This is a genomic window from Limnohabitans sp. Rim47 (assembly GCF_001517545.1).
In the GTDB taxonomy this organism is placed as follows: domain Bacteria; phylum Pseudomonadota; class Gammaproteobacteria; order Burkholderiales; family Burkholderiaceae_C; genus Limnohabitans_A.
Window position 1 is genome coordinate 204,940 of record NZ_FBYA01000003.1, and the last position, 24,047, is coordinate 228,986.

General features: G+C 59.7%; 25 protein-coding genes. 5 read left to right on the plus strand and 20 right to left on the minus strand.

Annotation, left to right across the window (positions count from 1 at the left end):
• Window positions 1-25 precede the first annotated feature (25 nt).
• Both nagZ and BN3544_RS08790 read left to right on the plus strand, forming a co-directional pair.
• Entirely contained in the window at window positions 26-1,111 is a 1,086-nt protein-coding gene (nagZ, locus tag BN3544_RS08785; protein ID WP_019430435.1) for a beta-N-acetylhexosaminidase, read from the plus strand.
• An 18-nt stretch (window positions 1,112-1,129) separates the two neighbouring features.
• On the plus strand, window positions 1,130-1,453 hold the full coding sequence (locus BN3544_RS08790; protein WP_019430434.1) for a hypothetical protein: 324 nt from the start codon (window positions 1,130-1,132) through the stop codon (window positions 1,451-1,453).
• A gap of 63 nt (window positions 1,454-1,516) precedes the next feature.
• Here BN3544_RS08790 and lysS read toward each other — a convergent pair whose 3' ends face one another.
• On the minus strand, window positions 1,517-3,076 hold the full coding sequence (gene lysS / locus BN3544_RS08795) for a lysine--tRNA ligase (protein ID WP_019430433.1): 1,560 nt from the start codon (window positions 3,074-3,076) through the stop codon (window positions 1,517-1,519).
• An 82-nt stretch (window positions 3,077-3,158) separates the two neighbouring features.
• Window positions 3,159-3,833, minus strand: coding sequence for an LON peptidase substrate-binding domain-containing protein (locus BN3544_RS08800; protein WP_019430432.1), 675 nt, complete (start codon window positions 3,831-3,833; stop codon window positions 3,159-3,161).
• Window positions 3,834-3,865: 32 nt separating this feature from the next.
• Between BN3544_RS08800 and BN3544_RS08805 the strand changes: the two genes are divergently transcribed.
• Entirely contained in the window at window positions 3,866-4,414 is a 549-nt protein-coding gene (locus BN3544_RS08805; RefSeq protein ID WP_019430431.1) for a YggT family protein, read from the plus strand.
• An 80-nt stretch (window positions 4,415-4,494) separates the two neighbouring features.
• Here BN3544_RS08805 and accD read toward each other — a convergent pair whose 3' ends face one another.
• The 18 genes from accD to BN3544_RS08900 form a co-directional block, all read right to left on the minus strand.
• The gene (gene accD, locus BN3544_RS08810) at window positions 4,495-5,367 is read right to left on the minus strand and encodes an acetyl-CoA carboxylase, carboxyltransferase subunit beta (RefSeq protein ID WP_019430430.1); all 873 of its coding nucleotides are present in this window, start codon (window positions 5,365-5,367) and stop codon (window positions 4,495-4,497) included.
• 117 nt (window positions 5,368-5,484) lie between these two features.
• Entirely contained in the window at window positions 5,485-6,294 is an 810-nt protein-coding gene (trpA, locus tag BN3544_RS08815) for a tryptophan synthase subunit alpha (RefSeq protein WP_019430429.1), read from the minus strand.
• 104 nt (window positions 6,295-6,398) lie between these two features.
• Window positions 6,399-7,682: a tryptophan synthase subunit beta gene (gene trpB / locus BN3544_RS08820; protein ID WP_026036729.1), complete on the minus strand. Its 1,284-nt coding sequence runs from the start codon at window positions 7,680-7,682 to the stop codon at window positions 6,399-6,401.
• A gap of 34 nt (window positions 7,683-7,716) precedes the next feature.
• Window positions 7,717-8,421: a phosphoribosylanthranilate isomerase gene (locus BN3544_RS08825; protein WP_019430427.1), complete on the minus strand. Its 705-nt coding sequence runs from the start codon at window positions 8,419-8,421 to the stop codon at window positions 7,717-7,719.
• The gene (gene truA, locus BN3544_RS08830; protein WP_019430426.1) at window positions 8,418-9,203 is read right to left on the minus strand and encodes a tRNA pseudouridine(38-40) synthase TruA; all 786 of its coding nucleotides are present in this window, start codon (window positions 9,201-9,203) and stop codon (window positions 8,418-8,420) included. The genes BN3544_RS08825 and truA overlap by 4 nt, the downstream gene beginning before the upstream one ends.
• Window positions 9,200-10,627 (minus strand): type IV pilus assembly protein FimV, encoded by a 1,428-nt coding sequence (locus BN3544_RS08835; protein WP_019430425.1) that lies wholly within the window; start codon window positions 10,625-10,627, stop codon window positions 9,200-9,202. Before BN3544_RS08835 ends, truA begins: the two co-directional genes overlap by 4 nt.
• Before the next feature lie 28 nt (window positions 10,628-10,655).
• Window positions 10,656-11,786: an aspartate-semialdehyde dehydrogenase gene (gene asd / locus BN3544_RS08840; RefSeq protein WP_019430424.1), complete on the minus strand. Its 1,131-nt coding sequence runs from the start codon at window positions 11,784-11,786 to the stop codon at window positions 10,656-10,658.
• 261 nt (window positions 11,787-12,047) lie between these two features.
• Window positions 12,048-13,133, minus strand: a complete 1,086-nt coding sequence (gene leuB / locus BN3544_RS08850) for a 3-isopropylmalate dehydrogenase (protein ID WP_019430422.1) — start codon at window positions 13,131-13,133, stop codon at window positions 12,048-12,050.
• An 18-nt stretch (window positions 13,134-13,151) separates the two neighbouring features.
• Entirely contained in the window at window positions 13,152-13,805 is a 654-nt protein-coding gene (gene leuD / locus BN3544_RS08855) for a 3-isopropylmalate dehydratase small subunit (protein WP_019430421.1), read from the minus strand.
• 4 nt (window positions 13,806-13,809) lie between these two features.
• Complete coding sequence (locus tag BN3544_RS08860; protein WP_019430420.1) at window positions 13,810-13,938, minus strand: entericidin A/B family lipoprotein; 129 nt, start codon at window positions 13,936-13,938, stop codon at window positions 13,810-13,812.
• A 17-nt stretch (window positions 13,939-13,955) separates the two neighbouring features.
• The gene (gene leuC / locus BN3544_RS08865; RefSeq protein WP_019430419.1) at window positions 13,956-15,407 is read right to left on the minus strand and encodes a 3-isopropylmalate dehydratase large subunit; all 1,452 of its coding nucleotides are present in this window, start codon (window positions 15,405-15,407) and stop codon (window positions 13,956-13,958) included.
• A 368-nt stretch (window positions 15,408-15,775) separates the two neighbouring features.
• On the minus strand, window positions 15,776-17,074 hold the full coding sequence (gltA, locus tag BN3544_RS08870) for a citrate synthase (RefSeq protein ID WP_019430418.1): 1,299 nt from the start codon (window positions 17,072-17,074) through the stop codon (window positions 15,776-15,778).
• A gap of 42 nt (window positions 17,075-17,116) precedes the next feature.
• Complete coding sequence (locus tag BN3544_RS08875; protein ID WP_019430417.1) at window positions 17,117-17,425, minus strand: FAD assembly factor SdhE; 309 nt, start codon at window positions 17,423-17,425, stop codon at window positions 17,117-17,119.
• A complete protein-coding gene (locus BN3544_RS08880; protein WP_019430416.1) occupies window positions 17,425-18,129 on the minus strand; it encodes a succinate dehydrogenase iron-sulfur subunit in 705 nt (234 codons plus the stop codon). Before BN3544_RS08880 ends, BN3544_RS08875 begins: the two co-directional genes overlap by 1 nt.
• A 64-nt stretch (window positions 18,130-18,193) precedes the next feature.
• The gene (gene sdhA / locus BN3544_RS08885) at window positions 18,194-19,999 is read right to left on the minus strand and encodes a succinate dehydrogenase flavoprotein subunit (protein ID WP_019430415.1); all 1,806 of its coding nucleotides are present in this window, start codon (window positions 19,997-19,999) and stop codon (window positions 18,194-18,196) included.
• 42 nt (window positions 20,000-20,041) lie between these two features.
• Window positions 20,042-20,410: a succinate dehydrogenase, hydrophobic membrane anchor protein gene (sdhD, locus tag BN3544_RS08890; protein WP_019430414.1), complete on the minus strand. Its 369-nt coding sequence runs from the start codon at window positions 20,408-20,410 to the stop codon at window positions 20,042-20,044.
• Between the two features lie 34 nt (window positions 20,411-20,444).
• Complete coding sequence (sdhC, locus tag BN3544_RS08895; protein WP_019430413.1) at window positions 20,445-20,876, minus strand: succinate dehydrogenase, cytochrome b556 subunit; 432 nt, start codon at window positions 20,874-20,876, stop codon at window positions 20,445-20,447.
• Window positions 20,877-21,008: 132 nt separating this feature from the next.
• Window positions 21,009-21,794, minus strand: coding sequence for a GntR family transcriptional regulator (locus BN3544_RS08900; protein WP_019430412.1), 786 nt, complete (start codon window positions 21,792-21,794; stop codon window positions 21,009-21,011).
• A 240-nt stretch (window positions 21,795-22,034) separates the two neighbouring features.
• Here BN3544_RS08900 and BN3544_RS08905 point away from each other — a divergent pair, with 240 nt between their 5' ends.
• Together BN3544_RS08905 and BN3544_RS08910 are read left to right on the plus strand one after the other, a co-directional pair.
• Window positions 22,035-23,021, plus strand: a complete 987-nt coding sequence (locus BN3544_RS08905; protein WP_019430411.1) for a malate dehydrogenase — start codon at window positions 22,035-22,037, stop codon at window positions 23,019-23,021.
• Between the two features lie 109 nt (window positions 23,022-23,130).
• Window positions 23,131-24,042, plus strand: coding sequence for an HpcH/HpaI aldolase/citrate lyase family protein (locus BN3544_RS08910; RefSeq protein WP_019430410.1), 912 nt, complete (start codon window positions 23,131-23,133; stop codon window positions 24,040-24,042).
• Window positions 24,043-24,047: the final 5 nt, after the last annotated feature.

The following is a 24,047-nucleotide window of genomic DNA, read 5'->3' on the forward strand; positions in this document are numbered from 1 at the left end:
ACTGCCCGTAGCACTTGAAACACCCATGAACCTCCATGCTCCCCTGATTCTGGACATTGCCGGTACCTCATTGACCGACACGGATCGCCGCCGCCTAGCGCACCCGTTGGTGGGCGGCATGATCTTGTTTGGCCGCAATTGGCACAACCGTGCGCAGTTGAGCGATTTGTGTGCCGACATCAAAAACACCCGCTCTGATTTGCTGATTGCGGTGGACCACGAAGGCGGGCGCGTGCAGCGCTTTCGCACCGACGGCTTCACCCATTTGCCACCCATGCGGGCATTGGGTGAACTCTGGGGCCAAGACGACAAAGGCCAAGCCGGCTCGGGCGTGCTCAAGGCCTGCGAAGCGGCCACATCGGCGGGTTTTGTGCTGGCCAGTGAGTTGCGCGCTTGTGGGGTCGACTTCAGCTTTACCCCGGTGCTCGACCTCGATCATGGCGAGAGCGGCGTCATTGGCGACCGCGCTTTTGCCCGCGACCCGCGTGTCGTGAGCCTGCTGGCCCGCAGTCTGATGCAGGGCCTGCTGCAGGCGGGCATGGGCAATTGCGGCAAGCATTTCCCGGGGCACGGCGCCGTCAAGGCCGACTCGCATGTGGCGCTGCCCGTGGACAAACGCGGCCTCAAGGCCATCCTGGCCGACGACGCGCAGCCCTACCGCTGGCTCATCAGCGTGCTCACCGCCGTCATGCCCGCCCATGTCATCTACAGCAAGGTCGACAGCCGCCCGGCGGGTTTTTCACCGCGGTGGTTGCAAGACATCTTGCGCGGACAGTTGGGCTTTCAGGGCGTGGTCTGTACCGACGACTTGTCGATGGCGGCCGCCCGCCAGCTTGATGGGCGCACGCTCAGCTACACCGAAGCGGTGATCACCGCGCTTCACGCGGGCTGCGACTTGGCCCTGTTGTGCAACCGCTCGGCCGTCAACGAGGGCGTTGAGCTCGACGAAGTCCTTGATCAATTGGCCGAAGCCCAGCTCAAAGGCCACTGGACGCCCAGTGAAATCAGCGAGGAACGGCGTTTGAACCTCTTGCCCCGATCACCCTCACGCCCTTGGGACGAGCTGGTGCGCTCGAGCGACTACATGCAGGCGCTCGACCGCTTGCCTTGATCTGAACAGGACACGTCAATGAATTGGATTGCGCGCATCGTCATGGGCCTTGTCACGGGGCTTTTAGGTCTCGTCTTTCTGGCGGGCCTCTTGGCCGCGCTGGGCCTTTACATCGTATTTGCCACCATCCGCTGGCTGCTCACGGGCCGCAAACCCCAAGTGGTGATGGTTTGGCAGCAGTTCAATGCCATGCGCAAGGGCGCACGCTGGGGCGGCCCGCGTGGCTTTGAATCGGGTACGCCATCCGGATTCGACGCGCAAAGCCAAGGCGATATCGTCGATGTCGAAGTGCGCGAGGTGGTGGAGGATGCGCCACGCTTACCTCCCCGCCAGCAGGGCTGAGGCCTGACACGCTGAAACAAAAAACCCGGCCAAGGCCGGGTTTGTTGTTGATGTTTTCTGCGCTTATTCCTGAATGTGCCGCAGGGCCGGGAACAGAATCACGTCGCGGATGCTGGCGCTGTCGGTCAGCAGCATCATCAGTCGGTCAATGCCGATGCCGCAGCCGCCCGCTGGCGGCATGCCGTATTCGAGGGCGCGCACAAAGTCGTGGTCGTAGTACATGGCTTCGTCGTCGCCGTCGTCTTTGGCGGCCACTTGCGCATGAAAGCGTGCAGCTTGGTCTTCGGCGTCGTTCAATTCGCTAAAGCCATTGCCGAATTCGCGCCCGGTGATATAGAGCTCAAAGCGCTCGGTCACTTCGGGGCGGCTGTCGTTGGCGCGGGCCAGCGGGCTGATCTCGGTCGGGTGTTCCATGATGAAGGTCGGCTCCCAGAGCTTGTCTTCCACGGTTTCTTCGAAATAGAACACCTGCAAGCTGGCCAAGGTGCGGGTGGACAGCTTGTTCTTTTCTTCGCTCATGCCCCGCTTTTTCAGGGCGTTGATCAGCCACTCGGCGTTGTCTACGTTGTCACCGGCTTCGGTGTGCTTCACGATCGCTTCGCGGATGGTCATGCGGGCAAAAGGCTTGTTCAGGTCAACCGGCTTGCCGTTGTAGCTCAGGTCCAGCGTGCCCGCCGCGGTCATGGCGGCGTCGCGAATCAGCTCTTCAGTGAAACCCATCAGGTCCTGGTAGTTCCAATACGCCGCGTAGAACTCCATCATGGTGAACTCGGGGTTGTGGCGCACCGAAATGCCTTCGTTGCGGAAATTGCGGTTGATCTCGAACACGCGCTCAAAGCCGCCCACCAGCAAGCGCTTGAGGTACAGCTCGGGTGCGATGCGCAAGAACATCTCTTGTTCGAGCGCGTTGTGGTGCGTGACAAAGGGTTTGGCGTTGGCACCACCGGGAATGGGGTGCAGCATGGGCGTTTCAACTTCGAGGAAGCCGTGCTTGACCATGAATTCGCGGATGCCGCTGACGGCCTTACTGCGGGCCATGAAGCGCTTGCGGGCGGCTTCGTCGGTCATCAGGTCCACATAGCGCTGGCGGTATTTGACCTCTTGGTCGGCCACGCCATGGAACTTGTCGGGCATGGGGCGCAAGCTCTTGGTCAGCATGCGGATCGAGGTGGCATGGATCGACAACTCGCCCGTGCGGGTTTTGAACAAGTGGCCTTCTACGCCCACGATGTCGCCCAAGTCCCAGTGCTTGAACAGGGCGTACAGATCTTCACCCACGTCGTCGCGGGTCACATAGACCTGGATGCGGCCAGTGGCGTCTTGCAATGTGGCAAAGCTGGCCTTGCCCATCACACGCTTGAGCATCATTCGGCCAGCGACTTTGGCCGTGGTTTTGGCCACGCCTTCGCCGTTCAGTTCTTCAGCGGCTTTCTCGCCATGGGCTTGGTGCAGGTTGGCGGCGTGGTGTTCGGGCTTGAAATCGTTGGGAAAGGCCACGCCCTTGCCATCGGCCTGCGCTTGACGCATGGCCTTGAGTTTTTCGCGGCGCTCTGCGATCAGTTGGTTTTCATCCTGGGGCGCGTGGACTTGCGCGGCAGCGGCGTTGGCAGTCGTGTCAGACATGGCGAGGTGCGGTTGGGCTCGGGTGCGGCTGGCCGCCCGATCCGGGGTTGTAAAGGTGCGCGAATGCGCAAAGCCTTCTATTTTAAGAGTTTGCGGGCGGTTTCTGGTCGGCGTTGCCGCCAGAAGGGGTTGATTCCACCATGTCGCCCACCAATTCCAGGCGCATCAAGGGTTCTCGCAGCGTGAACAGGCGGTATTTCATGGCCAGAGGCAGGGGCAGCAACTCGCACCAGCGGTGAGACAGCCATGCGCAATCGTCCAGCGCCCAAGGCTGTGGCCAGTGGGGCCTGACGCTGTCCTGCGCGCTCAATGTTGCCAGCGCTGCCTGGATTTGCGGGATTAGATATTGAAGGTGATCCGGCACGGGCATGGGGGGCTCGGTTGGCCAGTCTTGCACTTGGCCGCGCCACAGACCGTCGCTGCGCTGTTGGGTGCTGTGAATCTCAAGCCGTTCTAGACCCCGGCACCACACCAGCACCACGCCTGCTTGTGGGCGTTCGATGCGCTCGATCTGGACCCGCGTACCGATGGGTTCGAACTGATCTGCCGCAGCGCCTGGGCGGTGCACTTCACGGCCTTGTGTCAACGTGACCACGCCAAAACCGGTGCCCAGGCGCTCGCATTCGCCAATCATTTGCAGGTAACGCAGTTCAAACAATTGCAAAGGCAATAAGGCACCAGGAAACAGCACGGTGCCCAGCGGAAAAAGGGGCAATTCCGTCAAGGTGGCGGGAGATGGAGCGTCGTTGTCAGGCATCTGGGTATCATCGCACGAGCAGGAGAAATTCAATGGTGTTTCAGATGGTCAGTATGGTGTTGGACATGGTTGCGGGCTTGATCGCAGGCACATGTTTGCTGCGGTTTTTGATGCAGTGGCAGCGCATTTCCTTTCATCAGCCCTTGGGCCAGTTTGTGTTTGCGGTGACCGACTGGTTGCTGTTGCCGCTGCGGCGGGTAATTCCGGCATGGTCGGCTTGGGATTTGTCGAGCCTGGTGGGGGCGTTTCTCATCAAATGGGTGCAATACACCTTGTTGTGGCTGCTCGCCGGAGGCCAAGGGGCCTTGGGCTTGTTGCCTTTGGTGAGCCTCGTCGGTTTGGCCCAGTTGGTGGTGTCTGCCCTGAGCGCGTTGGTGTTGGTGCTGGCGGTGTTGTCGTGGATCAACCCCGGCTCGCCCATGTACAGCTTGGTGGCCCGCTTGGGTCAGCCATTCTTGCGGCCTTTTCAGCGGCTGGTGCCCTTGATTGGCGGGGTGGATTTGTCGCCCATTGCTCTGTTGCTGGTGCTGCAAATTTTGGGCATGGTCTTCGCGCGTTTGCAAATGAGCTGGATGTACTGAGCCGCCGAACACGCGCCCAAAACGCGCCCAAAACGAAAGGCCCTCCGAAGAGGGCCTTTGTTTTTTTGGGGCAGAGCCGGTCAGCTCACCGCATCGGCGCTCTGGCGTTGCAGCATGGCCAGTGTGCTGGCAATGGTTTTGCGCAGTTCGCGGCGGTCACAAATGAAGTCCACCGCGCCCTTGGTTTGCAGGAACTCGGCGCGCTGGAAGCCTTCGGGCAGGGTCACGCGCACGGTGCTCTCGATCACGCGGGGGCCTGCAAAACCGATCAGGGCTTTGGGCTCGGCAATCACCACATCGCCCAAAAAGGCAAAACCGGCCGATACACCACCCATGGTCGGGTCGGTCAGCACGCTGATGTAGGGCAGGCCTTTTTTGGCCAGTCGGGTCAGGGCCGCATTGGTTTTGGCCATTTGCATAAGCGACAGCAGACCTTCTTGCATGCGGGCACCGCCTGTGGCGGTGAAGCAAACGAAGGGCACCTTTTGTTCGATGGCGGTTTCGACACCGCGCACAAAACGCTCACCCACCACGGAGCCCATGGAGCCGCCCATGAAATCGAATTCGAAGCAGGCCACCACCAGGGGAATGCTGTGCACCGCCCCACCCATGACGACCAGGGCGTCTGTTTCGCCCGTGTTGTTCATGGCTTCTTTGAGGCGTTCGGGGTATTTGCGGCTGTCCTTGAACTTCAGGGCATCGACCGGCAACACTTCCTGGCCGATTTCGTAGCGGCCTTCACCGTCCAGAAAACCGTTCAGGCGTGCACGCGCACCCATGCGCAGGTGGTGCGAGCAACCTGGGCAAACGTTTTGGTTTTCTTCGAGCGCGGTCTTGTACAGCACGGTCTCGCAGCTGGGGCATTTGATCCACAAGCCTTCAGGCACAGACCGGCGATCGGCCGGGTCGGTGTGCTGGATCTTGGGGGGGAGCAGTTTTTCAAGCCAACTCATTTGATTCTCCTGTTGGTGGGATTATCGTTGAAGCCTTCCGAGGAAGGCCGTAGTGCTGACCGACGGGTCAGCGGAGCAAGTTCAGTCGCCGTGGCAGCCTGTTGCAAGGCCGCAGGATCATTGGTCTAGCGCCTGGCGAATGCCCGAGAGAAATTCACCCGCCACGGCGTTGATGCTTGCTGCCGGTGCGGCGTCGATCAGCTGGATCAGGCGTGAGCCGATCACCACTGCATCGGCGACTTTGCCAATGGCTTTGGCGGTGGCCGCATCACGGATGCCAAAGCCCACGCCCACGGGAATGTGCACATGCTTGCGAATGCGCGGCAGCATGGCCTCGACCGCATCGGTGTCCAACGTGCCCGAGCCCGTGACGCCTTTGAGCGACACGTAATACACATAGCCGCTGGCCACTTGAGCCACTTGCTGCATGCGTTCGTCGGTGCTGGTGGGTGCCAGCAAAAAGATCAGATCCATGCTGTGGGCGCGCAGTTTGGCGGCGAATTCGACGCATTCTTCGGGCGGGTAGTCGACGATCAGCACGCCGTCAACACCCGCGGCCGAGGCGTCACGGATGAAGCTGTCTGTGCCGTGTTTCTGGTCATAACGCTCTACCGGGTTGGCGTAACCCATCAACACCACGGGGGTCGTGTTGTTGGTCTGTCGAAACTCGCGAACCATGGCCAGCACTTGCACGGTGCCAATGCCCAAAGCCAGCGCTTTGTCGCCGGCTTTTTGGATCACCGGGCCGTCGGCCGAAGGGTCAGAAAACGGCACACCCAGCTCAATGACATCAGCCCCGGCTTGGGCCATGGCGTGCATCAAGGGCACGGTGGTTGTAGCTTGAGGAAAGCCTGCCGTGACATACGGAATCAGGGCTTTGCGGCCCTGGGCTTTCAGGGCGGAGAGGGTTGAATCGATGCGGCTCATGAGTCATTCCATGTTTTTTGCAGGAGCCAGCCTTGCTGGCGATGGTGGATCGCTTGCAGGCAAGCTCCTACAGGGGGATAGGCGTTTTCGGGCAAGCCCCCGGTTTATTTGACGAAGTTCACGGGCTGCTCAGCGCCCTTGACCGACTGGCCTTGGCAGCTGGGGCGGCAGTAAAAGTCGGCATTCGACAGATCGGCCACGGTGCCAATGTCCTTGTCACCACGCCCCGACATATTGACCAAAATGCTTTGGTCTGGGCGCATGGTTTTGGCCAGCTTCATGGCGTAGGCCACAGCATGGCTCGATTCCAGCGCGGGGATGATGCCCTCGGTACGGCACAGGTAGTGGAAGGCCTCGAGCGCTTCCTTGTCGGTGATGCCCACGTACTCGGCGCGGCCGATGTCCTTCAAGAAGGCGTGCTCGGGGCCGACACCGGGGTAGTCTAGGCCCGCGCTTACGCTGTGCGTTTCGGTGATCTGGCCATTCTCGTCTTGCAAAATATAGGTGCGGTTGCCGTGCAGCACGCCGGGTGTGCCCAGTTGCAATGAGGCAGAGTGCTTGTTCGTGTCCATGCCTTCACCCGCCGCTTCCACGCCGATCAGGCGGGTTTTTTCGTGCGAAATGTACGGGTAAAAGATGCCCATCGCGTTGCTGCCACCCCCCACGCAAGCGATGACCGCATCAGGCTGCTCTTCGGCCATTTTCAAGCTCTTGAACATTTCGGGCATTTGCGTCAGGCACTCTTCGCCAATCACGCTCTGAAAGTCGCGCACCATCATCGGGTAGGGGTGTGGGCCCGCCACGGTGCCGATGATGTAGAAGGTGTTGTCCACGTTGGCCACCCAGTCGCGCATGGCTTCGTTCAGGGCGTCTTTGAGGGTTTTGCTGCCCGACTCAACGGGCACCACGGTCGCACCCAGCAGTTTCATGCGGTACACGTTGGGGCTTTGGCGTTTGACGTCTTCAGCCCCCATGTACACCACGCACTCCAGCCCGTAGCGCGCACAGATGGTGGCGGTGGCCACACCGTGTTGGCCAGCACCCGTTTCGGCGATCACACGCGGCTTGCCCATGCGCTTGGCCAGCATGGCCTGGCCGATGGTGTTGTTGATCTTGTGGGCGCCGGTGTGGTTGAGGTCTTCGCGCTTCAAGAAGATTTGTGCACCGCCCATTTCGCGGCTCATGCGCGCCGCGTGGTAGACGGGTGACGGGCGGCCCACAAAGTGGGCCAGTTCGGACTTGAATTCGGCGATGAATTCGGGGTCGTGCTGGTACTTGGCGTAGGCCGCTTTGAGTTCGTTGATGGCGTGCGTCAGGGTTTCGCTGACGAAACTGCCGCCATAAATGCCGAAATGGCCCTTGGCATCGGGTTGTTGGTAGTCGTACATGGCAGATGGTGCCGGGGTTGAAGCCGGAAAAATGTCAAAGGAGGTCAGCATCGGCGGCACGGACGGCCGCTACAAATTGCTGGATTTTTTCGGCATCTTTCAGGCCTTTGCCTGCTTCGATGCCCGAACTCACGTCAACGGCCAGAGACAGGCCGTGCGTGCGAAGCGCCCGAATGCCATCGGCCACGTTTGCAGGTGTGAGTCCACCAGACAAAACGAGGTGAGCATTGACGTTTGGTGGCAGCAGTGACCAATTGAATGTTTTTCCGCCCCCGCCGTATCCGTCGACATGGGCGTCGAGCAAGAGGGCTTGGGCTTTGGGGTGAATGAGCGCAAATTCTAGCAAGTCGAAGTGGTCCGCTTCCGACAGGGGGATTCGGGCTGCCTTCAGGTGCGGGCGGCCGGTGAGTTGGCTCATGGCTTCGCAAAATTGGGGCGTTTCGTCGCCGTGAAACTGCAGCAAAGCGCCAGGCACTGCCGCACAAGCGGTCTTGATTCGCTCGGCCGTGTCGTTGACGAACAGCAAGACGGGCGTTGCAAAGGCCGGCAGCAAGCGGGCGAGTTCGGCTGCGCGCTCGATGCTCACGTTGCGCGGGCTGGGCGGGTACAACACAAAGCCAATGGCGTCTGCCCCAGCGGCACAGGCCGCCAGCACATCGGCTTCGCGGGTGAAGCCGCACATCTTGATGCGGGTGCGTTGCTGGGGTGAGATGGCTTGCGGCTTGTTCGGCTGGGTCATGGCAACCAATCAAAAGCGGGGGTGGTGTCGGGCAAGCCCCATTCGGGGCTGTAGATCGGCCCAGCAAAGTACAGGCCATCGGGGGAAAACGTGGGGGCTGCGGCATCGCGGCTTTTGGCCAGCAACACCTCGCGGATCCAGTCTGGCGACTGGTTGCCCTGGCCAATACTGACCAGGCAGCCCATGATGTTGCGGATCATGTGGTGCAAAAAAGCGTTGCCTTCAAACTCAAAGCGCCAATAAGCACCGCGCTTCGAAATCTGGATGTGCCGCAGCGTTTTGACAGGTGACAGGGCCTGGCAACTGCTGGCCCTGAAAGAGGAAAAGTCGTGTTCACCCAATAAATGCAAGCTGGCTTGGCGCATGGCATCTTCGCTCAGGGGGCGGTAAATCCAGCCGACGCGGCCGGTCTCCAGACTGGGGCGAACCGCTGAATCCAGCAGGATGTAGACGTAACGGCGGCCAGTGGCACTGGCGCGGCAGTGAAAGCTCTCGGGCACCACTTGGGCCCATTGCACGGCGATGTCGGATGGCAAATACCGGTTGGTGCCGCGCACCCAAGAGGACGCATCGCGCTCCAGCAGGGTGTCAAAGTGCACCACCTGCATCAGGCCGTGCACACCCGCATCGGTGCGGCCTGCGCACAAGGTGCTGACCCGAGGTACATCGCAAAATTGCGCCAGGGCTTTTTCGAGCTTGTCCTGGATGGTCAAGCCCGTGCTTTGGCTTTGCCAGCCTTGGTAGGCTGTGCCTAAATAGCAGACACCCAGCGCGAGTCTCACGTTTTGGAACCCGATGGTGTGAACACTTTGGGGGCTTCTTTGGCGTCAGGCGAGGGTGTCAAGTTCAAGTCCAGATTGGCAAACTGAGGCGGCAAGCCCGAGCTAAATAGGGGAGGCGTGGGGGGCGATACCGGTGCTGTTTCGGTCGTGCCCTTGCTGCCAAACAAATCGACATTGGCTTCCCCGTTGCGCCTGACAAGCCACACCGAACCCACCATGGCCGCCAAAAGACCCACCACCCACGCCCATGTAGACGGGTTGTGGCTGACCTGTTCCAGCAAGGAGCTAGATACCGCCTCTGCGGCTGCTATTGGCAGCTTCGGTTTCAAGGCCGATGGCTCGTCAGGGTTTGTTTTTTCGGCATCCGGGCTAGCCGACAGAGACTTCAAGGTTTCAAGGTTTTTTTTCAGTGCGGCCAGTTGCTCGGTTTTGTCCTGTATTTCACGTTCAACCGCCAGACGGGCTTCGTCGCTGTCGGTGGTGACCTCCCGTTTGCTCAAGGTCAATTTGTCTTGTACGGGCTGGGTCGGTGCCGGTGTGGGTAACTCGGGGGTGATTTTGCCGGCCATTTCACGGTTGGCGCTGTCTGTGGCTTTCAGCGTGGATTGCGCCAGGCGGCGGGCATAGGCCACAAAGTCCACGGTTTGCGCGATCACCGTTTGCCGTGCTTCTTCGGCAGAAATCTGCGCCGCTTCTTGCGCGTTGGGCAATACAACTTGAGCGCCTTCGCGCAGCAGGTTCACATTGCCTTCAATGAACGCCTCAGGGTTGGCGCGCACCATGGCCAGCAGCATTTGGTCAAGTGACGCGCTTGCAGGCATTTTTTGCAAAACCAGCCTGGAGGCCGTGTCGCCAGCACGCACAGTGATGGCGTCTTCGGTGCCGCTGATTGCGCTGGGCACAACTGGCGCGGCAAGGGTGGCCAAAGCCTGGGGCGAAACCACAGGAGCAATGACATTGGCATCGCCCTTGGGTTTTTCAGCGGAGTTTTTCAGTGCACCAACAGGCGAGACCAGCAACGTGTAGTTCATGGCCAAGCGGCCTGAAGGCCATTGCGCTTCCACGATGACATCCACGAAGTGGTCGGTCACAGGCATTTGACCGGCCAAGGCGATGTAAGGCTTGCCATCGCCCCGAAACTCAAGACGCGCCTGCAAGCCGTTCAAGGCGGGATTGAACGCCATGCCCGCTTGCTCAAAACTGGCGGATTCAGCCAGCTGTACCTTGAGTTTGCGAAGGTCTTCTACTTTGTATTGCGTGATTTCAATGGCGGCCCGAAGTGGCTGGCCCAAGCCTGACTCCACCGAAAGCGGGCCCAGAGTCACCGCATTGGCCAACAAGCTGGAGCAGGCCAGCACCGACGCCACGGCCCAAGACCTGGCAAGGTGATGGGTCGTGTGGGGGTAGCAGCTCGTGCGCAGCATGTTCAGGGTGCCGTTGGACGCAAGACCATCACGCGTCCAACAAGATGCGCAACATGCGGCGCAGCGGCTCTGCCGCGCCCCACAGCAGCTGATCACCGATGGTGAACGCGCCCACATATTCAGGGCCCATGGCCAGTTTGCGCACACGGCCCACCGGGATGGTCATGGTGCCGGTCACGGCCACGGGGGTCAGGTCTTTCACCGTGGCTTCACGGGTGTTGGGCACCAGTTTCACCCACTCGTTGTCGGCTGCGATCATGGCTTCGATGTCGGCCACGGGCACGTCTTTTTTGAGCTTGAAGGTCAGCGCTTGGCTGTGGCAGCGCATGGCGCCCACACGCACGCAGAAGCCGTCCACAGGAATGGCGGCAGAGTGGAAGCCTTCGCCTAGCCCCAAAATCTTGTTGGTTTCGGCCATGCCTTTCCACTCTTCTTTAGACATGCCGTTGCCCAAATCTTTGTCAATCCAGGGGATCAACGAGCCGCCCAGTGGCACGCCAAAGTTGGCCGTTTCAGTAGCGGTCAGCGCACGTTGCTTGGCCACCACCATGCGGTCGATTTCCAGAATCGCGCTCTTGGGGTCGTCCAGCAAGGCTTTGACTTCGGCATTCAGGGTGCCGTATTGGGTCAGCAGTTCGCGCATGTGTTGTGCACCGCCACCGGATGCGGCTTGGTAAGTCTGGGTGCTCATCCACTCGACCAAACCAGCCTTGTAGAGTGCGCCTACGCCCATCAGCATGCACGAGACGGTGCAGTTGCCGCCCACCCAGTTGTTGCCACCGTGGGCCAGCGCGTTCTTGATCACGGGCATGTTGACCGGGTCCAAGATGATGACCGCGTCTTTTTCCATGCGCAGCGTCGAAGCCGCGTCGATCCAGTGCCCGTTCCAGCCGGCAGCGCGCAGCTTGGGGAAGACTTCAGAGGTGTAGTCGCCGCCTTGGGCGGTGATGATGATGTCGCAGCGCTTGAGCTGCTCGATGTTGAAGGCGTCTTGCAGCGTGGTTTCGTTCTTGGCCATCGAGGGCGCTTTGCCGCCCGCGTTCGATGTGGAGAAGAACAGGGGCTCGATCAGGTCAAAGTCTTTTTCCTGAATCATGCGGTCCATCAGAACCGAGCCGACCATGCCGCGCCAGCCGACCAAACCTACTAACTTGCTCATTTCAACGCCCTTTCAGTTTTTAAAACAGTGTTTGACCAGACTGTTTGCCCGGCTCGTCTGGCCGGGGGGCGCACGACGAACCAGGCCGGATCAGCCCTTAATGGTCGTGGTTTTTGTGGAAGTTGCACGCGCGCCAGCGACTGCCGTAGAGGCAGAAGCGAAGTTCAGGGAGAACAAGCGGGCGTGGAACATGGCCGAAATTGTAATGGATGCTGCCTGAGTCATTCCTGACAGTTGCACTGGCGGCATCCATGTGGGCAATCAGCCCAGCGCCTTGACTACCGCATCACCCATTTCACGGGTGCTGACTTTGGTGGTGCCTGCGCTGTAAATGTCGCCGGTGCGCAGGCCTTGGGCCAGCACTTTTTGCACAGCCGCTTCGATGCGCTCGGCCGCTTCGCCTTGGTTCAGGCTGAAGCGCAGCATCATGGCCGCTGACAAGATGGTGGCCAGTGGGTTGGCGATGCCTTTGCCTGCGATGTCGGGGGCGCTGCCATGGCTGGGCTCGTAAAGGCCTTGGTTCTTGGTGTTCAGGCTGGCCGAGGGCAGCATGCCGATGGAGCCTGTGAGCATGGAGGCTTCGTCGCTCAAGATGTCGCCGAACATGTTGCCGGTCACCACCACATCAAAGCGTTTGGGCTCTTTGACCAGTTGCATGGCGGCGTTGTCGACATACATGTGGTCCAGCGCAATGTCGGGGTACTCTTTGCCGACTTCGGTGACCACGTCTTTCCAGAACTGGAAGGTTTCCAGCACATTGGCTTTGTCGACGCTGGTGACGCGGCCTTCAAAGCCCGCCGCTTTGCGCTTGCGGGCCGCTTGGAAGGCCACATGCGCGATGCGCTCGATCTCGGGCTTGGAATAGCGCATGGTGTCAAACGCTTCTTCGGCACCAGGGAAGTGGCCGTCGGTCGCGATGCGGCGCCCGCGTGGCTGGCCGAAGTAGATGTCGCCCGTGAGCTCACGGATGATCAAGATGTCCAGACCTGCGATCAACTCGGGCTTGAGGCTCGATGCGCCGACCAATTGCTCGTAGCAAATGGCGGGACGGAAGTTGGCAAACAGCCCCATGTTTTTGCGCAGGCCCAAAATGGCTTGCTCGGGGCGCAGGGGCCGATCGAGCTTGTCGTATTTCCAGTCGCCCACCGCGCCAAACAGCACGGCATCACCGTCCATGGCCAGCTTGAGCGTGGCTTCGGGCAGGGGGTGGCCATAGGCGTCGTAAGCGGCACCGCCGACCAGGGCGGTTTCCATCTCAAACTTCAGGCCGAGAACGTTCAAAACTTTGACGGCTTCGGCGACGATTTCGGTGCCGATGCCATCACCGGGGAGGACTGCGATTTTCATGGGTATTCCAGGGTACTTTTATGCGTTGACAGCGGTGTGCGCCAGCCACGGCTTGGTGGCCAAGCGTTCGGCTTCAAAGGCCTTGATCTTGTCGGCGTGGCGCAGGGTCAGGCCAATGTCATCCAGGCCGTTGAGCAGGCAGTATTTGCGGAAGGCCTGCACCTCGAACGGTATTTCTTCGCCTTGGGGCTTGACGATCACCTGGCGCTCCAGGTCGACGGTGAGCTGGTAGCCCGGGAAGGCGGCGATTTCGTCGAACAACTGGGCTACCACGGCTTCGGGCAGCACGATGGGCAGCAGGCCGTTTTTGAAGCAGTTGTTGAAGAAGATGTCGGCAAAGCTGGGTGCGATCACGGCGCGAAAGCCGTATTGGTCAATGGCCCAGGGCGCATGCTCGCGCGAGGAACCGCAGCCAAAGTTTTTGCGAGCCAACAAAACGCTGGCACCTTGGTAGCGCGGTTGGTTCAGCACGAAGTCTGGGTTGGGCTTTCGGCTGGCCGGGTCCTGGCCGGGGTAGCCCACGTCCAGATAGCGCCATTCGTCGAACAGGTTAGGGCCAAAGCCGGTTTTGCGGATCGACTTCAGGAATTGTTTGGGAATGATGGCGTCGGTGTCCACGTTGGCGCGGTCCATCGGGGCCACCAGGCCTTTGAGGAGAGTGAATTTTTGCATGGCTTTATTTCTTGGCAGCGCCTTCAATGGTGGAGCCCAGTTTTTCAATATCTTGTCCGATGCCGCGCAGGGTGTTGCACGCGGCCAGGCTCAGCACAGAGGCGATCAGGATCAGGCGGATCAGGGTTTTCATGACCAGGCTCCTTGGGTTCAGGCGAATTTACGAATGTCGACAAAGTGGCCGTGAATAGCCGCAGCAGCAGCCATGGCGGGGCTCACCAAGTGGGTGCGCCCACCAGCGCCTTGACGACCTTCGAAGTTTCGGTTGCTGGTAGAGGCGCAGCGCTCGCCGGCCTCCAGGCGGTCGGCGTTCATGGCCAAGCACATCGAGCAGCCGGGCTCACGCCACTCGAAGCCTGCGGCCTTGAAGATTTCATGCAGGCCTTCTTGCTCGGCTTGCACTTTGACCAAGCCCGAGCCGGGCACCACCATGGCCAGTTTGACGTTTTTGGCGACCTTCTGGCCGAGCTTTTTGACCACGGCAGCGGCTTCGCGCATGTCTTCGATGCGGCTGTTGGTGCACGAGCCGATGAAGACCTTGTCGATGGTGATGTCGGACAGCGCCTTGCCGGGCTGCAGGCCCATGTAGGTCAGTGCACGCTCGATCGCGTCACGCTTGACATCGTCTTTTTCTTTGTCTGGGTCAGGCGTGTGGCCGTTGATGCCCAGCACCATCTCGGGCGAGGTGCCCCAAGTCACTTGGGGCACGATGGCGCTGGCGTCCAGCTCCACCACGGCGTCAAAGTGCGCACCAGCGTCGGATTGCAAGCTTTTCCAATAAGTCAATGCCTGGTCCCACTCCGCACCACCGACGAACTGGCCCGTTTTCGGATCGGTGCCTGGTGAGAGCAGTCTGCCTTTGACGTACTCGATGGTTTTCTCGTCCACAGCCACCAAACCAGCGCGCGCACCGCCTTCGATGGCCATGTTGCAGACCGTCATGCGGCCTTCCATGCTCAAGCTGCGGATGGCCGAGCCTGCGAATTCGATGGTGTAGCCGGTGCCGCCTGCGGTGCCGATTTTGCCGATGATGGCCAACACAATGTCTTTGCCGGTCACGCCTTTGGCCAATGTGCCCTCGACCTTGATGAGCATGTTTTTGGCTTTTTTGGCCAGCAGGGTTTGCGTGGCCATGACGTGCTCGACCTCGGAGGTGCCGATGCCGTGGGCCAGTGCACCAAACGCGCCGTGGGTGGAGGTGTGCGAGTCACCGCAGACCACGGTCATGCCGGGCAGGGTGGCACCGTTTTCTGGGCCAATGACGTGCACGATGCCCTGGCGCTTGGACAGGAATGGAAAAAAGGCTGCCGAGCCGTATTCCTTCATGTTCGCGTCAAGCGTGGTGATTTGTTCTTTGCTGATCGGATCGGTGATGCCGTCGTAGCCCATCTCCCAACCGGTGGTGGGGGTGTTGTGGTCTGCGGTGGCCACGATGGAGCTGACGCGCCAGACTTTGCGGCCCGCTTGGCGAATGCCTTCGAAGGCTTGCGGGCTGGTGACTTCGTGTACCAAATGACGGTCAATGTAGAGGACGGAGGTGCCGTCTTCTTCGGTGTGGACGACGTGTTCGTCCCAGATCTTGTCGTAGAGCGTGCGTGCCATGGAGCTTCCTTGCTGTGCAGCTTGCCATTTTATGCGGTTCGCATGACTTCTTTGTCGCGTTGGCTGATGCTGAGCCAAGGTTTGTGGAAACGGACAGATGAAGTGTCACCCTTGCGTGAACTTGAGTGGCCGAATCCGGGGCCTGACAGGCCTCATCAGTCGCTTCGCGCCAGCAAATCGGCCAGTCAGGCCCCAGACCCGTCCCCTCAAGTCGTGGTGATTTGCAGGTCGGTGGCTTCAGTCCCGACAGCGGGTCAATGGCACCGCGCCGGGGGCTAAATCCGCCAACCTAGCGCGTTCCATGTGAGCGCGTTGATCCATAAAAAAAGCCCGCGCAAGGCGGGCTTTGGGTTTCGGTTAAAAACCGATCAACGCTGCACGTCGCGGCGTGGGGAGCCGGTGAACAACTGGCGTGGGCGGCCGATTTTGTATTCGGGATCGCTGATCATTTCGTTCAACTGGGCGATCCAGCCGACGGTGCGGGCCAGGGCGAAGATGCCGGTGAACAGGTTCACTGGAATGCCGATGGCGCGTTGCACGATGCCGGAGTAGAAGTCCACGTTGGGGTAGAGCTTGCGGCTGACGAAGTATTCGTCTTCCAGAGCGATTTTTTCCAACTCTTTGGCCAGCTTGAACAAGGGGTCGTTTTCCAGTCCCAGTTCTTTGAGCACTTCGTCACAAGTTTCTTGCATCAACTTGGCGCGTGGGTCGTAGTTTTTGTAGACGCGGTGACCGAAGCCCATCAGCTTGACGCCGGAGTTCTTGTCTTTTACCTGGTTCATGAATTCACCGACCTTGGAGACGCCGCCCATTTTCTGGATGTCTTCCAGCATGTTCAGGCAAGCCTCGTTGGCGCCGCCGTGTGCGGGGCCCCACAAGCAGGCTACGCCCGCTGCAATGGCTGCAAACGGGTTGGTGCCGGACGAGCCGCACAGGCGCACGGTCGAGGTCGACGCGTTTTGCTCGTGGTCTGCGTGCAGGGTGAAGATGCGGTCCATGGCGCGTTCGAGCACAGGGTTGACCTTGTACTCTTCGCAAGGCGTGCCAAACATCATGCGCAGGAAGTTGCCTGCGTAAGACAGGTCGTTGCGTGGGTACATGAAGGGCTGGCCGACGCCGTATTTGTAGGCCATGGACACGAGCGTGGGCATCTTGGCGATCAAGCGGATCGCAGCGATGTGGCGGTGTTCAGGGTTGTTGATGTCGGTGCTGTCATGGTAGAAGGCCGACAAAGCGCCCACCAGACCGGTCAACACGGCCATGGGGTGAGCATCACGACGGAAACCGCGCAGGAAAAACTGCATCTGCTCGTTCACCATGGTGTGGTTGTTCACCAGCTTGTGGAAGTCCTTGCTTTGCTGGCCGACAGGCAACTCGCCGTTCAGCAACAAGTAGCAGGTGTCCAGGTAGTCGGCTTTGTTGGCCAGCTGTTCGATGGGGTAGCCACGGTACAGCAACTCGCCTTTGTCACCATCAATGTAGGTGATCGCCGATTGGCAAGATGCCGTCGACAAGAAGCCAGGATCGTAGGTGAACATGCCGCTTTGTGCGTACAGCTTGCGGATGTCGATCACGTCAGGACCGATGTTGCCCGAGTAAACGGGCATGTCGATGCTGGGGCTGCCATTGGAGAACGACAGGGTGGCTTTGTTATCGGCGAGTTTCATGGTGGGTTTCCTCTAAATTTCCAGGTGTGAACCATTTCGGGTTCACGCTCTCAGCATGTCCAGGACTTCACGCACCTCTTCGGTGCTGATCTCGGGCTGCAATGCCTTGCGGCGCAACAGCAAGTCCATGAGATCGTTGTCTGACAGGTCCATCAGCACGTACATGCCCCGGGCCTGACCAACCGTCAAGCAAGCAGCATGCCGGTTGAAGAAGCGCTCGATGAACAAATCGTTTTCGAGCAATCCGCGACGGCTGCGCCAGCGCAGCTTGCTCAGCGACCGCTCACTCAAAGGCGCGAGGCGGTCAGCGCCGACCAGAGACGCGTCTTCCAGGATGGGGGTGACGGTCATCAGACAGCGCGGCGAACCATCATCTCTTTGATCTTGCCAATTGCCTTGGTGGGGTTGAGACCCTTGGGGCAAACATCGACGCAGTTCATGATGGTGTGGCAGCGGAACAGACGATAAGGGTCTTCCAGGTTGTCCAAGCGCTCGGCGGTGGCTTCGTCGCGGCTGTCGGCAATGAAGCGATAGGCTTGCAGCAAGCCAGCGGGGCCCACGAACTTGTCGGGGTTCCACCAGAAGCTGGGGCAGCTGGTCGAGCAGCTGGCGCACAAGATGCACTCGTACAAACCGTTCAGCTCGTCACGCTCTTCCGGGCTTTGCAGGCGCTCGGTTTCGGGTGGGATGTTGCTGTTGATCAAGTAAGGCTTGATCGAGTGGTACTGCTTGAAGAACTGGGTCATGTCCACGATCACGTCGCGGATCACGGGCAGACCTGGCAGCGGCTTCAACACGATCGTACCGGGCAGGGTGTTCATGTTGGTCAGGCAAGCCAGACCGTTTTTGCCGTTGATGTTCATCGCGTCCGAACCGCACACGCCTTCGCGGCAAGAGCGGCGGAAAGAAATAGTGGGGTCAACCGCCTTGAGTTTCATCAGGGCGTCCAGCAACATGCGTTCGTTGCCGTCCAGTTCGACCTGGATGGTTTGCATGTAAGGCTTGGCGTCCTTATCGGGGTCGTAGCGGTAGATCTGAAAAGTGCGTAGGGTCATGGAAGAACTCCTGTTGGATTCTGGTGGTGGACCGCAGGCCTTGGGCGAGCGGTCCAGACAATCTTTAGAACGTGCGAACCTTGGGTGGCACAGAGTCCACGGTCAGGGGTTTGAGTTTCACAGGCTTGTAAGTCAGGCTGTTCGATTCGCTGTGCCACAGGGTGTGTTTCATCCAGTTGGCATCATCGCGGCCCAACGGTGCGATTGGATCGTCCACTGCACGCTCGTAGTCGCTCACGGTGTGGGCACCACGGCATTCGCGGCGCGCTGCAGCCGAGACCATCGTGGCCTGTGCGCTTTCGATCAGGTTTTCCACTTCCAGCGCTTCGATGCGGGCGGTGTTGAACACTTTGGAAGTGTCTTTCAGGCCGATCGCATTGACGCGCTCGCGGATGGCAGCGATCTTTTGCACGCCTTCGTCCATGCTGGCTTGGGTGCGGAACACGCCAGCGTGCTGCTGCATGACTGCACGCATGTCGTTGGCCACGTCCTGAGCGTATTCGCCGCCACGGCCTTCGAGTTTGTTCAGGCGTTCCAGGGTGAGGTCGGTGGCATCGGCCGGCAATGGCTTGTGCGATTTGGTCTTGGAGGCGAAGTCGACAATGTGGTTGCCTGCAGCGCGGCCAAACACCAGCAAGTCGAGCAGCGAGTTGGTGCCCAGGCGGTTGGCGCCGTGCACCGACACGCAAGAGCATTCGCCCACAGCGTACAAGCCGTTGACGACCGCGTTGTTGTCGGTGGCGTTTTGTGTGACCACTTGACCGTTGATGTTGGTCGGGATGCCGCCCATTTGGTAGTGAATGGTCGGCACAACGGGAATCGGCTCTTTGGTGATGTCGACGTTGGCGAAGTTGACGCCGATTTCGTACACCGAAGGCAGGCGTTTGTGGATGGTGTCGGCGCCCAGGTGATCCAGCTTGAGCAACACGTGGTCTTTGTTCGGACCACAGCCACGGCCTTCTTTGATCTCTTGGTCCATGCAGCGGGACACGAAGTCGCGTGGGGCCAGATCTTTCAGGGTGGGCGCATAGCGCTCCATGAATCGTTCGCCATTGCTGTTGAGCAAGATCGCGCCTTCGCCCCGGCAGCCTTCGGTCAACAACACGCCAGCACCGGCCACCCCGGTGGGGTGGAATTGCCAGAACTCCATGTCTTCGAGCGGAATGCCTGCGCGAGCCGCCATGCCCAAGCCGTCACCGGTGTTGATGAAGGCGTTGGTCGATGCGGCATAAATGCGGCCTGCGCCACCCGTAGCCATCAGCACGGTTTTGGCGTGCAAGACGTGCAGGTCACCGGTTTCCATTTCGAGTGCGGTCACGCCGACCACGTCGCCTTCGGCGTCACGGATCAGGTCAAGGGCCATCCATTCCACGAAGAAGCTGGTTTTGGCCGCGACGTTTTGCTGGTAAAGAGTGTGCAGCATGGCGTGACCGGTGCGGTCAGCGGCAGCGCAAGCGCGTTGCACAGGCTTTTCGCCGTAGTTGGCGGTGTGGCCACCAAAGGGGCGCTGGTAAATGGTGCCGTCTGGGTTGCGGTCAAAAGGCATGCCCATGTGCTCTAGGTCGTATACGACCTTGGGCGCTTCGCGGCACATGAATTCGATGGCATCTTGGTCGCCGAGCCAGTCGGAGCCCTTGATGGTGTCGTAGAAGTGGTAGTGCCAGTTGTCGTCGGACATATTGCCCAGCGATGCACCGATGCCGCCTTGGGCTGCCACGGTGTGCGAGCGGGTGGGGAACACTTTGGACAGCACGGCCACGTTCAGGCCAGCGCGGGCCAGTTGCAGCGAGGCACGCATGCCCGAACCACCGGCGCCGATGATCACGACGTCAAACTTGCGGGTGGTGATTTGATCTTTGGTATAGCTCATGGTTTCTCAGTCTTGTTATGAGTTCAGCTCAATCGCGGGCGATCACAGACGCCAGAGGGCTTGCACCGCCCAGCCGGCACAGCCGATCAGCCAGACCAGTGTGAAAACGTGCAAAACCAGGCGCACAGCCAGGGGTTTCACATAGTCCATCCAGATGTCGCGCATGCCCACCCAGACGTGGTACAGCAAGGAGAGGATGACGCAGAAGGTCAGAACCTTCATCCACTGGGAGGCGAAGATGCCAGCCCATTCTTCGTAGCCGATAGGGCCTGAGGTGAAGATCACCTGGGCCAACAAGATCACTGTGAAAAGGGCCATCAGGGTGCCGGTCACGCGTTGTGCGAGCCAGTCACGAAAGCCGTAGCCTGCACCAGTGACGATGCGTTTGGAGCCGTAGTTGACGGACGACATAGGTCAGTTTCCTTTTGTTGTTCTGTGGGGCTGGTCAGTACAGGCCAAACATCTTGGCACCCAGCACCACGGTCAGGCCGATGCTGAGAGCCAAAGTGAAGATGGCCGAAGATTTGCCGAATTCTTTGGTTACCGCATGGCACACGTCCATATTCAGGTGGCGCAAACCGGCAATAAAGTGGTGCAAATAGGCCCAGATCAAGGCCAAAGCCACCAGTTTCATGAACCAGCCCGGCACAAAGCCAATGCCGATGTTAAAAGCGGCTGAGAATTTCGCGAAAGAAATCTCCGACGTGATGGAGTTGTCAAACATCCAGATGATGAGTGGCATCAACAAGAACATCAGGAAACCGCTGATGCGGTGCAGGATGGACACGATGCCAGCGACTGGGAGTCGGTAAGACGGAAGGTCTTTCAGCGCGTTGATGTTGCGGAATTCGGGCCGCTTTCGAGCGAGTTCAGTCATGTGGGTACTTTCTGGGTGTAACGCGTTCGCAATTGGGGTAACAAACCGGTGGATTCTATTGCAACGCAACAAACTGACATGAGCATTGCACACGGGTAGCAGTGGGAGATTTTTTCGATCAAGTCGCTCGGGTCAGCTCAAAGCATTGCGGTAGTGGTGGCTTTCGGTGCGGTAAAAGCCGCGCCGCAGTTCCATGGGGGTGTCGTTGTAGGTATAAGCAATGCGTTCGACGCTCAATAAGGGGGTTCCTGGGGCAATTTGCAGCAATTGGCTTTGGGCTTCGTCAGGCAGAACAGCGCGAATTTTTTCATCGGCACGGACCATGCGCACGCCAAATTCGGTTTCAAAAAGGGCGTACATGGGACCGTGGTATTCGGCCAGGCGCTCGGCTGTCAGGCCTTTGAAAGGGCCGCCGGGCAACCACAAGTCTTCAAGAATGGTGGGGACGCCCCCAAAAGACAGCACACGCCGAACCTGCAACACAGCATCGCCAGCCCTCATGGCCAGTGCGCGAGCGATGTCTGCGTTGGCACGCAAGCGTTTGCAATCGACGATCTCGCGCTGGGCGGGACCTTCAGAGTCGAGGTTCCCATCGTCAGGGACCAATTTCAAAAAACGGTATTGGACATGGTGCTCGGCATGCGTGGCGACAAATGTGCCTTTGCCTTGGCGACGCACCAGCAGGTTGTCGCCAGCCAGCTCGTCGATGGCTTTGCGCACAGTGCCTTGACTGACCCGATAGCGCGCGGCCAACTCCATTTCACTGGGAATCGACTCGCCGGGTTTCCACTCGCCAGACTGCAGGTTTTGCAGGATCAAGCCCTTGATTTGCTGGTACAGCGGGCTGAAAGCGGGTGTCAGCGCTGAGGTCTCGCCCTCTGAAAAGCTGCTGTCTGCCGATGGGGATGTGTTGTTCATGGGGCTTGAATTTGGCGTGCAGGTCAGTTGCACGTCAGGAGGTGCATCATATCTTATATAAGACATAAGACAAATTGACGAATCAGGGTTTTCGCGGGTACACTCCCCAGCTGTTTGCTTGCGGTCATCTCAACTAGGGTCGGGATTGATGCGCGGGTCCGGTGCGCCGGACAGACCTGCCGACAAATGGTGTTGGCCAGGGCTGCGACCCTTGTTTTCAACACTTCTGGAGTTTCCACCATGAGCAAAAAGCCCGTCCGCGTTGCCGTTACCGGCGCAGCAGGTCAAATCGGTTACGCATTGTTGTTCCGCATCGCCTCTGGCGAAATGCTGGGCAAAGACCAGCCCGTCATCCTGCAATTGCTGGAAGTGCCGGTCGAAGGCCCCCAAAAAGCCCTGCGCGGCGTGATGATGGAGTTGGAAGACTGCGCATTCCCGTTGTTGGTGGGCATGGAAGCCCATGGCGACCCGATGACGGCTTTCAAAGACGTCGACTATGCTTTGTTGGTCGGTTCGCGCCCACGCGGTCCAGGCATGGAGCGTGCCGAGTTGCTCGCCATCAACGGCGCCATCTTCACTGCACAGGGCAAGGCCCTGAACGCCGTGGCTTCGCGTGATGTGAAAGTGCTGGTCGTGGGCAACCCCGCCAATACCAACGCTTATATCGCCATGAAGGCTGCGCCTGATCTGAAGCCGGGCAACTTCACTGCCATGCTGCGTTTGGACCACAACCGCGCTGCTTCGCAAATCGCTGCCAAGACCGGCAAAGCTGTGGCCGATATCGAAAAATTGTGCGTGTGGGGCAACCACTCGCCCACCATGTACGCTGATTACCGCTTCGCCACCATCAAGGGCGAGTCGGTCAAGACCATGATCAACGACCAGGAATGGAACGCCAACGTGTTCTTGCCCACCGTGGGCAAGCGCGGCGCGGCCATCATTGAAGCGCGTGGCCTGTCTTCGGCAGCCTCAGCGGCCAACGCGGCCATCGACCACATGCGTGATTGGGCTTTGGGCACCAATGGCAAGTGGGTCACCATGGGCATCCCATCGCAAGGCTGGTACGGCATTCCTAAAGATGTCATGTTCGGTTTCCCAGTCACCTGCGAAAACGGCGAATACAAAGTCGTTGAAGGTCTGGAAATCGACGCGTTCAGCCAAGGCTGCATCGACAAGACTCTGAAAGAGCTGACCGACGAGCAAGCTGGCGTTGCTCACTTGATCTGATTCTCAGCAGAGAAACAGAGTGACCCATCCGCGCGATATTTTGCTGGGGGCGCAAGCCGGTAGCGTTCAGCTGCCGGTGTGTGACCATTACAGCGGGGTAGAGGCGCGGATGCGCAAAAGCCTGCAATTGCAGTCTGAAATGACCCAAGAGTTTGGCACTTGCGTTTTTGATGTCACCCTGGACTGCGAAGACGGTGCGCCCATCGGTGGCGAAGCCGAACACGCGGCACTGGTCACAGAAATGGCGCTGAGCACGACCGCTGTCAGCACGAACGCCCGTATTGCTGTTCGCGTTCATCCTGTCGATCACCCCAGTTTTGACGCCGACATGGCCCATGTTGCAGGTCGCGCGGGGCGGGTTTTGACGCACATCATGGTGCCCAAGGTCGAGTGCATGGCCGATGTGGACCGCGCGCAAGCCGCCCTGAACGCCGCCGGTGCCGCAGATTTGCCTTTGCATGTGCTGATCGAGTCGCCTGCCGCCGTGCACCGCGCTTTTGACATCGCCGCCCATCCCCGCGTGCAGTCGATCAGCTTTGGCCTGATGGACTTTGTCTCGGCCCATGGGGGCGCGATTCCCGCTGATGGCATGGGTATCCAAGGCCAGTTCACCCACCCCTTGGTGCTGCGAGCCAAGCTCGAGATTGCCAGCGCCTGCCACGCCCACGGCAAGGTGCCTTCGCACTGCGTGGTCACTGAATTCAAAAACGCCGATGCTGTTCGCATGGCGGCCCAAAAAGCGGCGCAAGAGCTGGGTTACACCCGCATGTGGAGCATCCACCCTGATCAAATTCGCCCGATTCTGGAGGCCATGGCCCCCAGCGAAGCGCAAATCGACCAAGCCAGCGAGATCATTTTGGCCGCACAGGCCGTCCAATGGGCCCCTATTAGCCATGCGGGGCAATTGCACGACCGGGCCAGCTACCGGTTTTTCTGGCAACTGCTGGAGCGCGCACACCAAACCGGTCGCCCCTTGCCAGGGGCCATCCAAGCATTCTTTGCCGCGACAGCCAAGCGATGATGGGC

Excerpts from the sequence above, each read along its gene's own strand:
- nagZ (WP_019430435.1), top strand. The coding sequence starts at position 26 with ATGAACCTCCATGCTCCCCTGATTCTGGACATTGCCGGTACCTCATTG.
- BN3544_RS08790 (WP_019430434.1), top strand. The coding sequence starts at position 1,130 with ATGAATTGGATTGCGCGCATCGTCATGGGCCTTGTCACGGGGCTTTTA.
- lysS (WP_019430433.1), bottom strand. The coding sequence starts at position 3,076 with ATGTCTGACACGACTGCCAACGCCGCTGCCGCGCAAGTCCACGCGCCC.
- BN3544_RS08800 (WP_019430432.1), bottom strand. The coding sequence starts at position 3,833 with ATGCCTGACAACGACGCTCCATCTCCCGCCACCTTGACGGAATTGCCC.
- BN3544_RS08805 (WP_019430431.1), top strand. The coding sequence starts at position 3,866 with ATGGTGTTTCAGATGGTCAGTATGGTGTTGGACATGGTTGCGGGCTTG.
- accD (WP_019430430.1), bottom strand. The coding sequence starts at position 5,367 with ATGAGTTGGCTTGAAAAACTGCTCCCCCCCAAGATCCAGCACACCGAC.
- trpA (WP_019430429.1), bottom strand. The coding sequence starts at position 6,294 with ATGAGCCGCATCGATTCAACCCTCTCCGCCCTGAAAGCCCAGGGCCGC.
- trpB (WP_026036729.1), bottom strand. The coding sequence starts at position 7,682 with ATGTACGACTACCAACAACCCGATGCCAAGGGCCATTTCGGCATTTAT.
- BN3544_RS08825 (WP_019430427.1), bottom strand. The coding sequence starts at position 8,421 with ATGACCCAGCCGAACAAGCCGCAAGCCATCTCACCCCAGCAACGCACC.
- BN3544_RS08835 (WP_019430425.1), bottom strand. The coding sequence starts at position 10,627 with ATGCTGCGCACGAGCTGCTACCCCCACACGACCCATCACCTTGCCAGG.
- asd (WP_019430424.1), bottom strand. The coding sequence starts at position 11,786 with ATGAGCAAGTTAGTAGGTTTGGTCGGCTGGCGCGGCATGGTCGGCTCG.
- leuB (WP_019430422.1), bottom strand. The coding sequence starts at position 13,133 with ATGAAAATCGCAGTCCTCCCCGGTGATGGCATCGGCACCGAAATCGTC.
- leuD (WP_019430421.1), bottom strand. The coding sequence starts at position 13,805 with ATGCAAAAATTCACTCTCCTCAAAGGCCTGGTGGCCCCGATGGACCGC.
- BN3544_RS08860 (WP_019430420.1), bottom strand. The coding sequence starts at position 13,938 with ATGAAAACCCTGATCCGCCTGATCCTGATCGCCTCTGTGCTGAGCCTG.
- leuC (WP_019430419.1), bottom strand. The coding sequence starts at position 15,407 with ATGGCACGCACGCTCTACGACAAGATCTGGGACGAACACGTCGTCCAC.
- gltA (WP_019430418.1), bottom strand. The coding sequence starts at position 17,074 with ATGAAACTCGCCGATAACAAAGCCACCCTGTCGTTCTCCAATGGCAGC.
- BN3544_RS08875 (WP_019430417.1), bottom strand. The coding sequence starts at position 17,425 with ATGACCGTCACCCCCATCCTGGAAGACGCGTCTCTGGTCGGCGCTGAC.
- BN3544_RS08880 (WP_019430416.1), bottom strand. The coding sequence starts at position 18,129 with ATGACCCTACGCACTTTTCAGATCTACCGCTACGACCCCGATAAGGAC.
- sdhA (WP_019430415.1), bottom strand. The coding sequence starts at position 19,999 with ATGAGCTATACCAAAGATCAAATCACCACCCGCAAGTTTGACGTCGTG.
- sdhD (WP_019430414.1), bottom strand. The coding sequence starts at position 20,410 with ATGTCGTCCGTCAACTACGGCTCCAAACGCATCGTCACTGGTGCAGGC.
- sdhC (WP_019430413.1), bottom strand. The coding sequence starts at position 20,876 with ATGACTGAACTCGCTCGAAAGCGGCCCGAATTCCGCAACATCAACGCG.
- BN3544_RS08900 (WP_019430412.1), bottom strand. The coding sequence starts at position 21,794 with ATGAACAACACATCCCCATCGGCAGACAGCAGCTTTTCAGAGGGCGAG.
- BN3544_RS08905 (WP_019430411.1), top strand. The coding sequence starts at position 22,035 with ATGAGCAAAAAGCCCGTCCGCGTTGCCGTTACCGGCGCAGCAGGTCAA.
- BN3544_RS08910 (WP_019430410.1), top strand. The coding sequence starts at position 23,131 with ATGCGCAAAAGCCTGCAATTGCAGTCTGAAATGACCCAAGAGTTTGGC.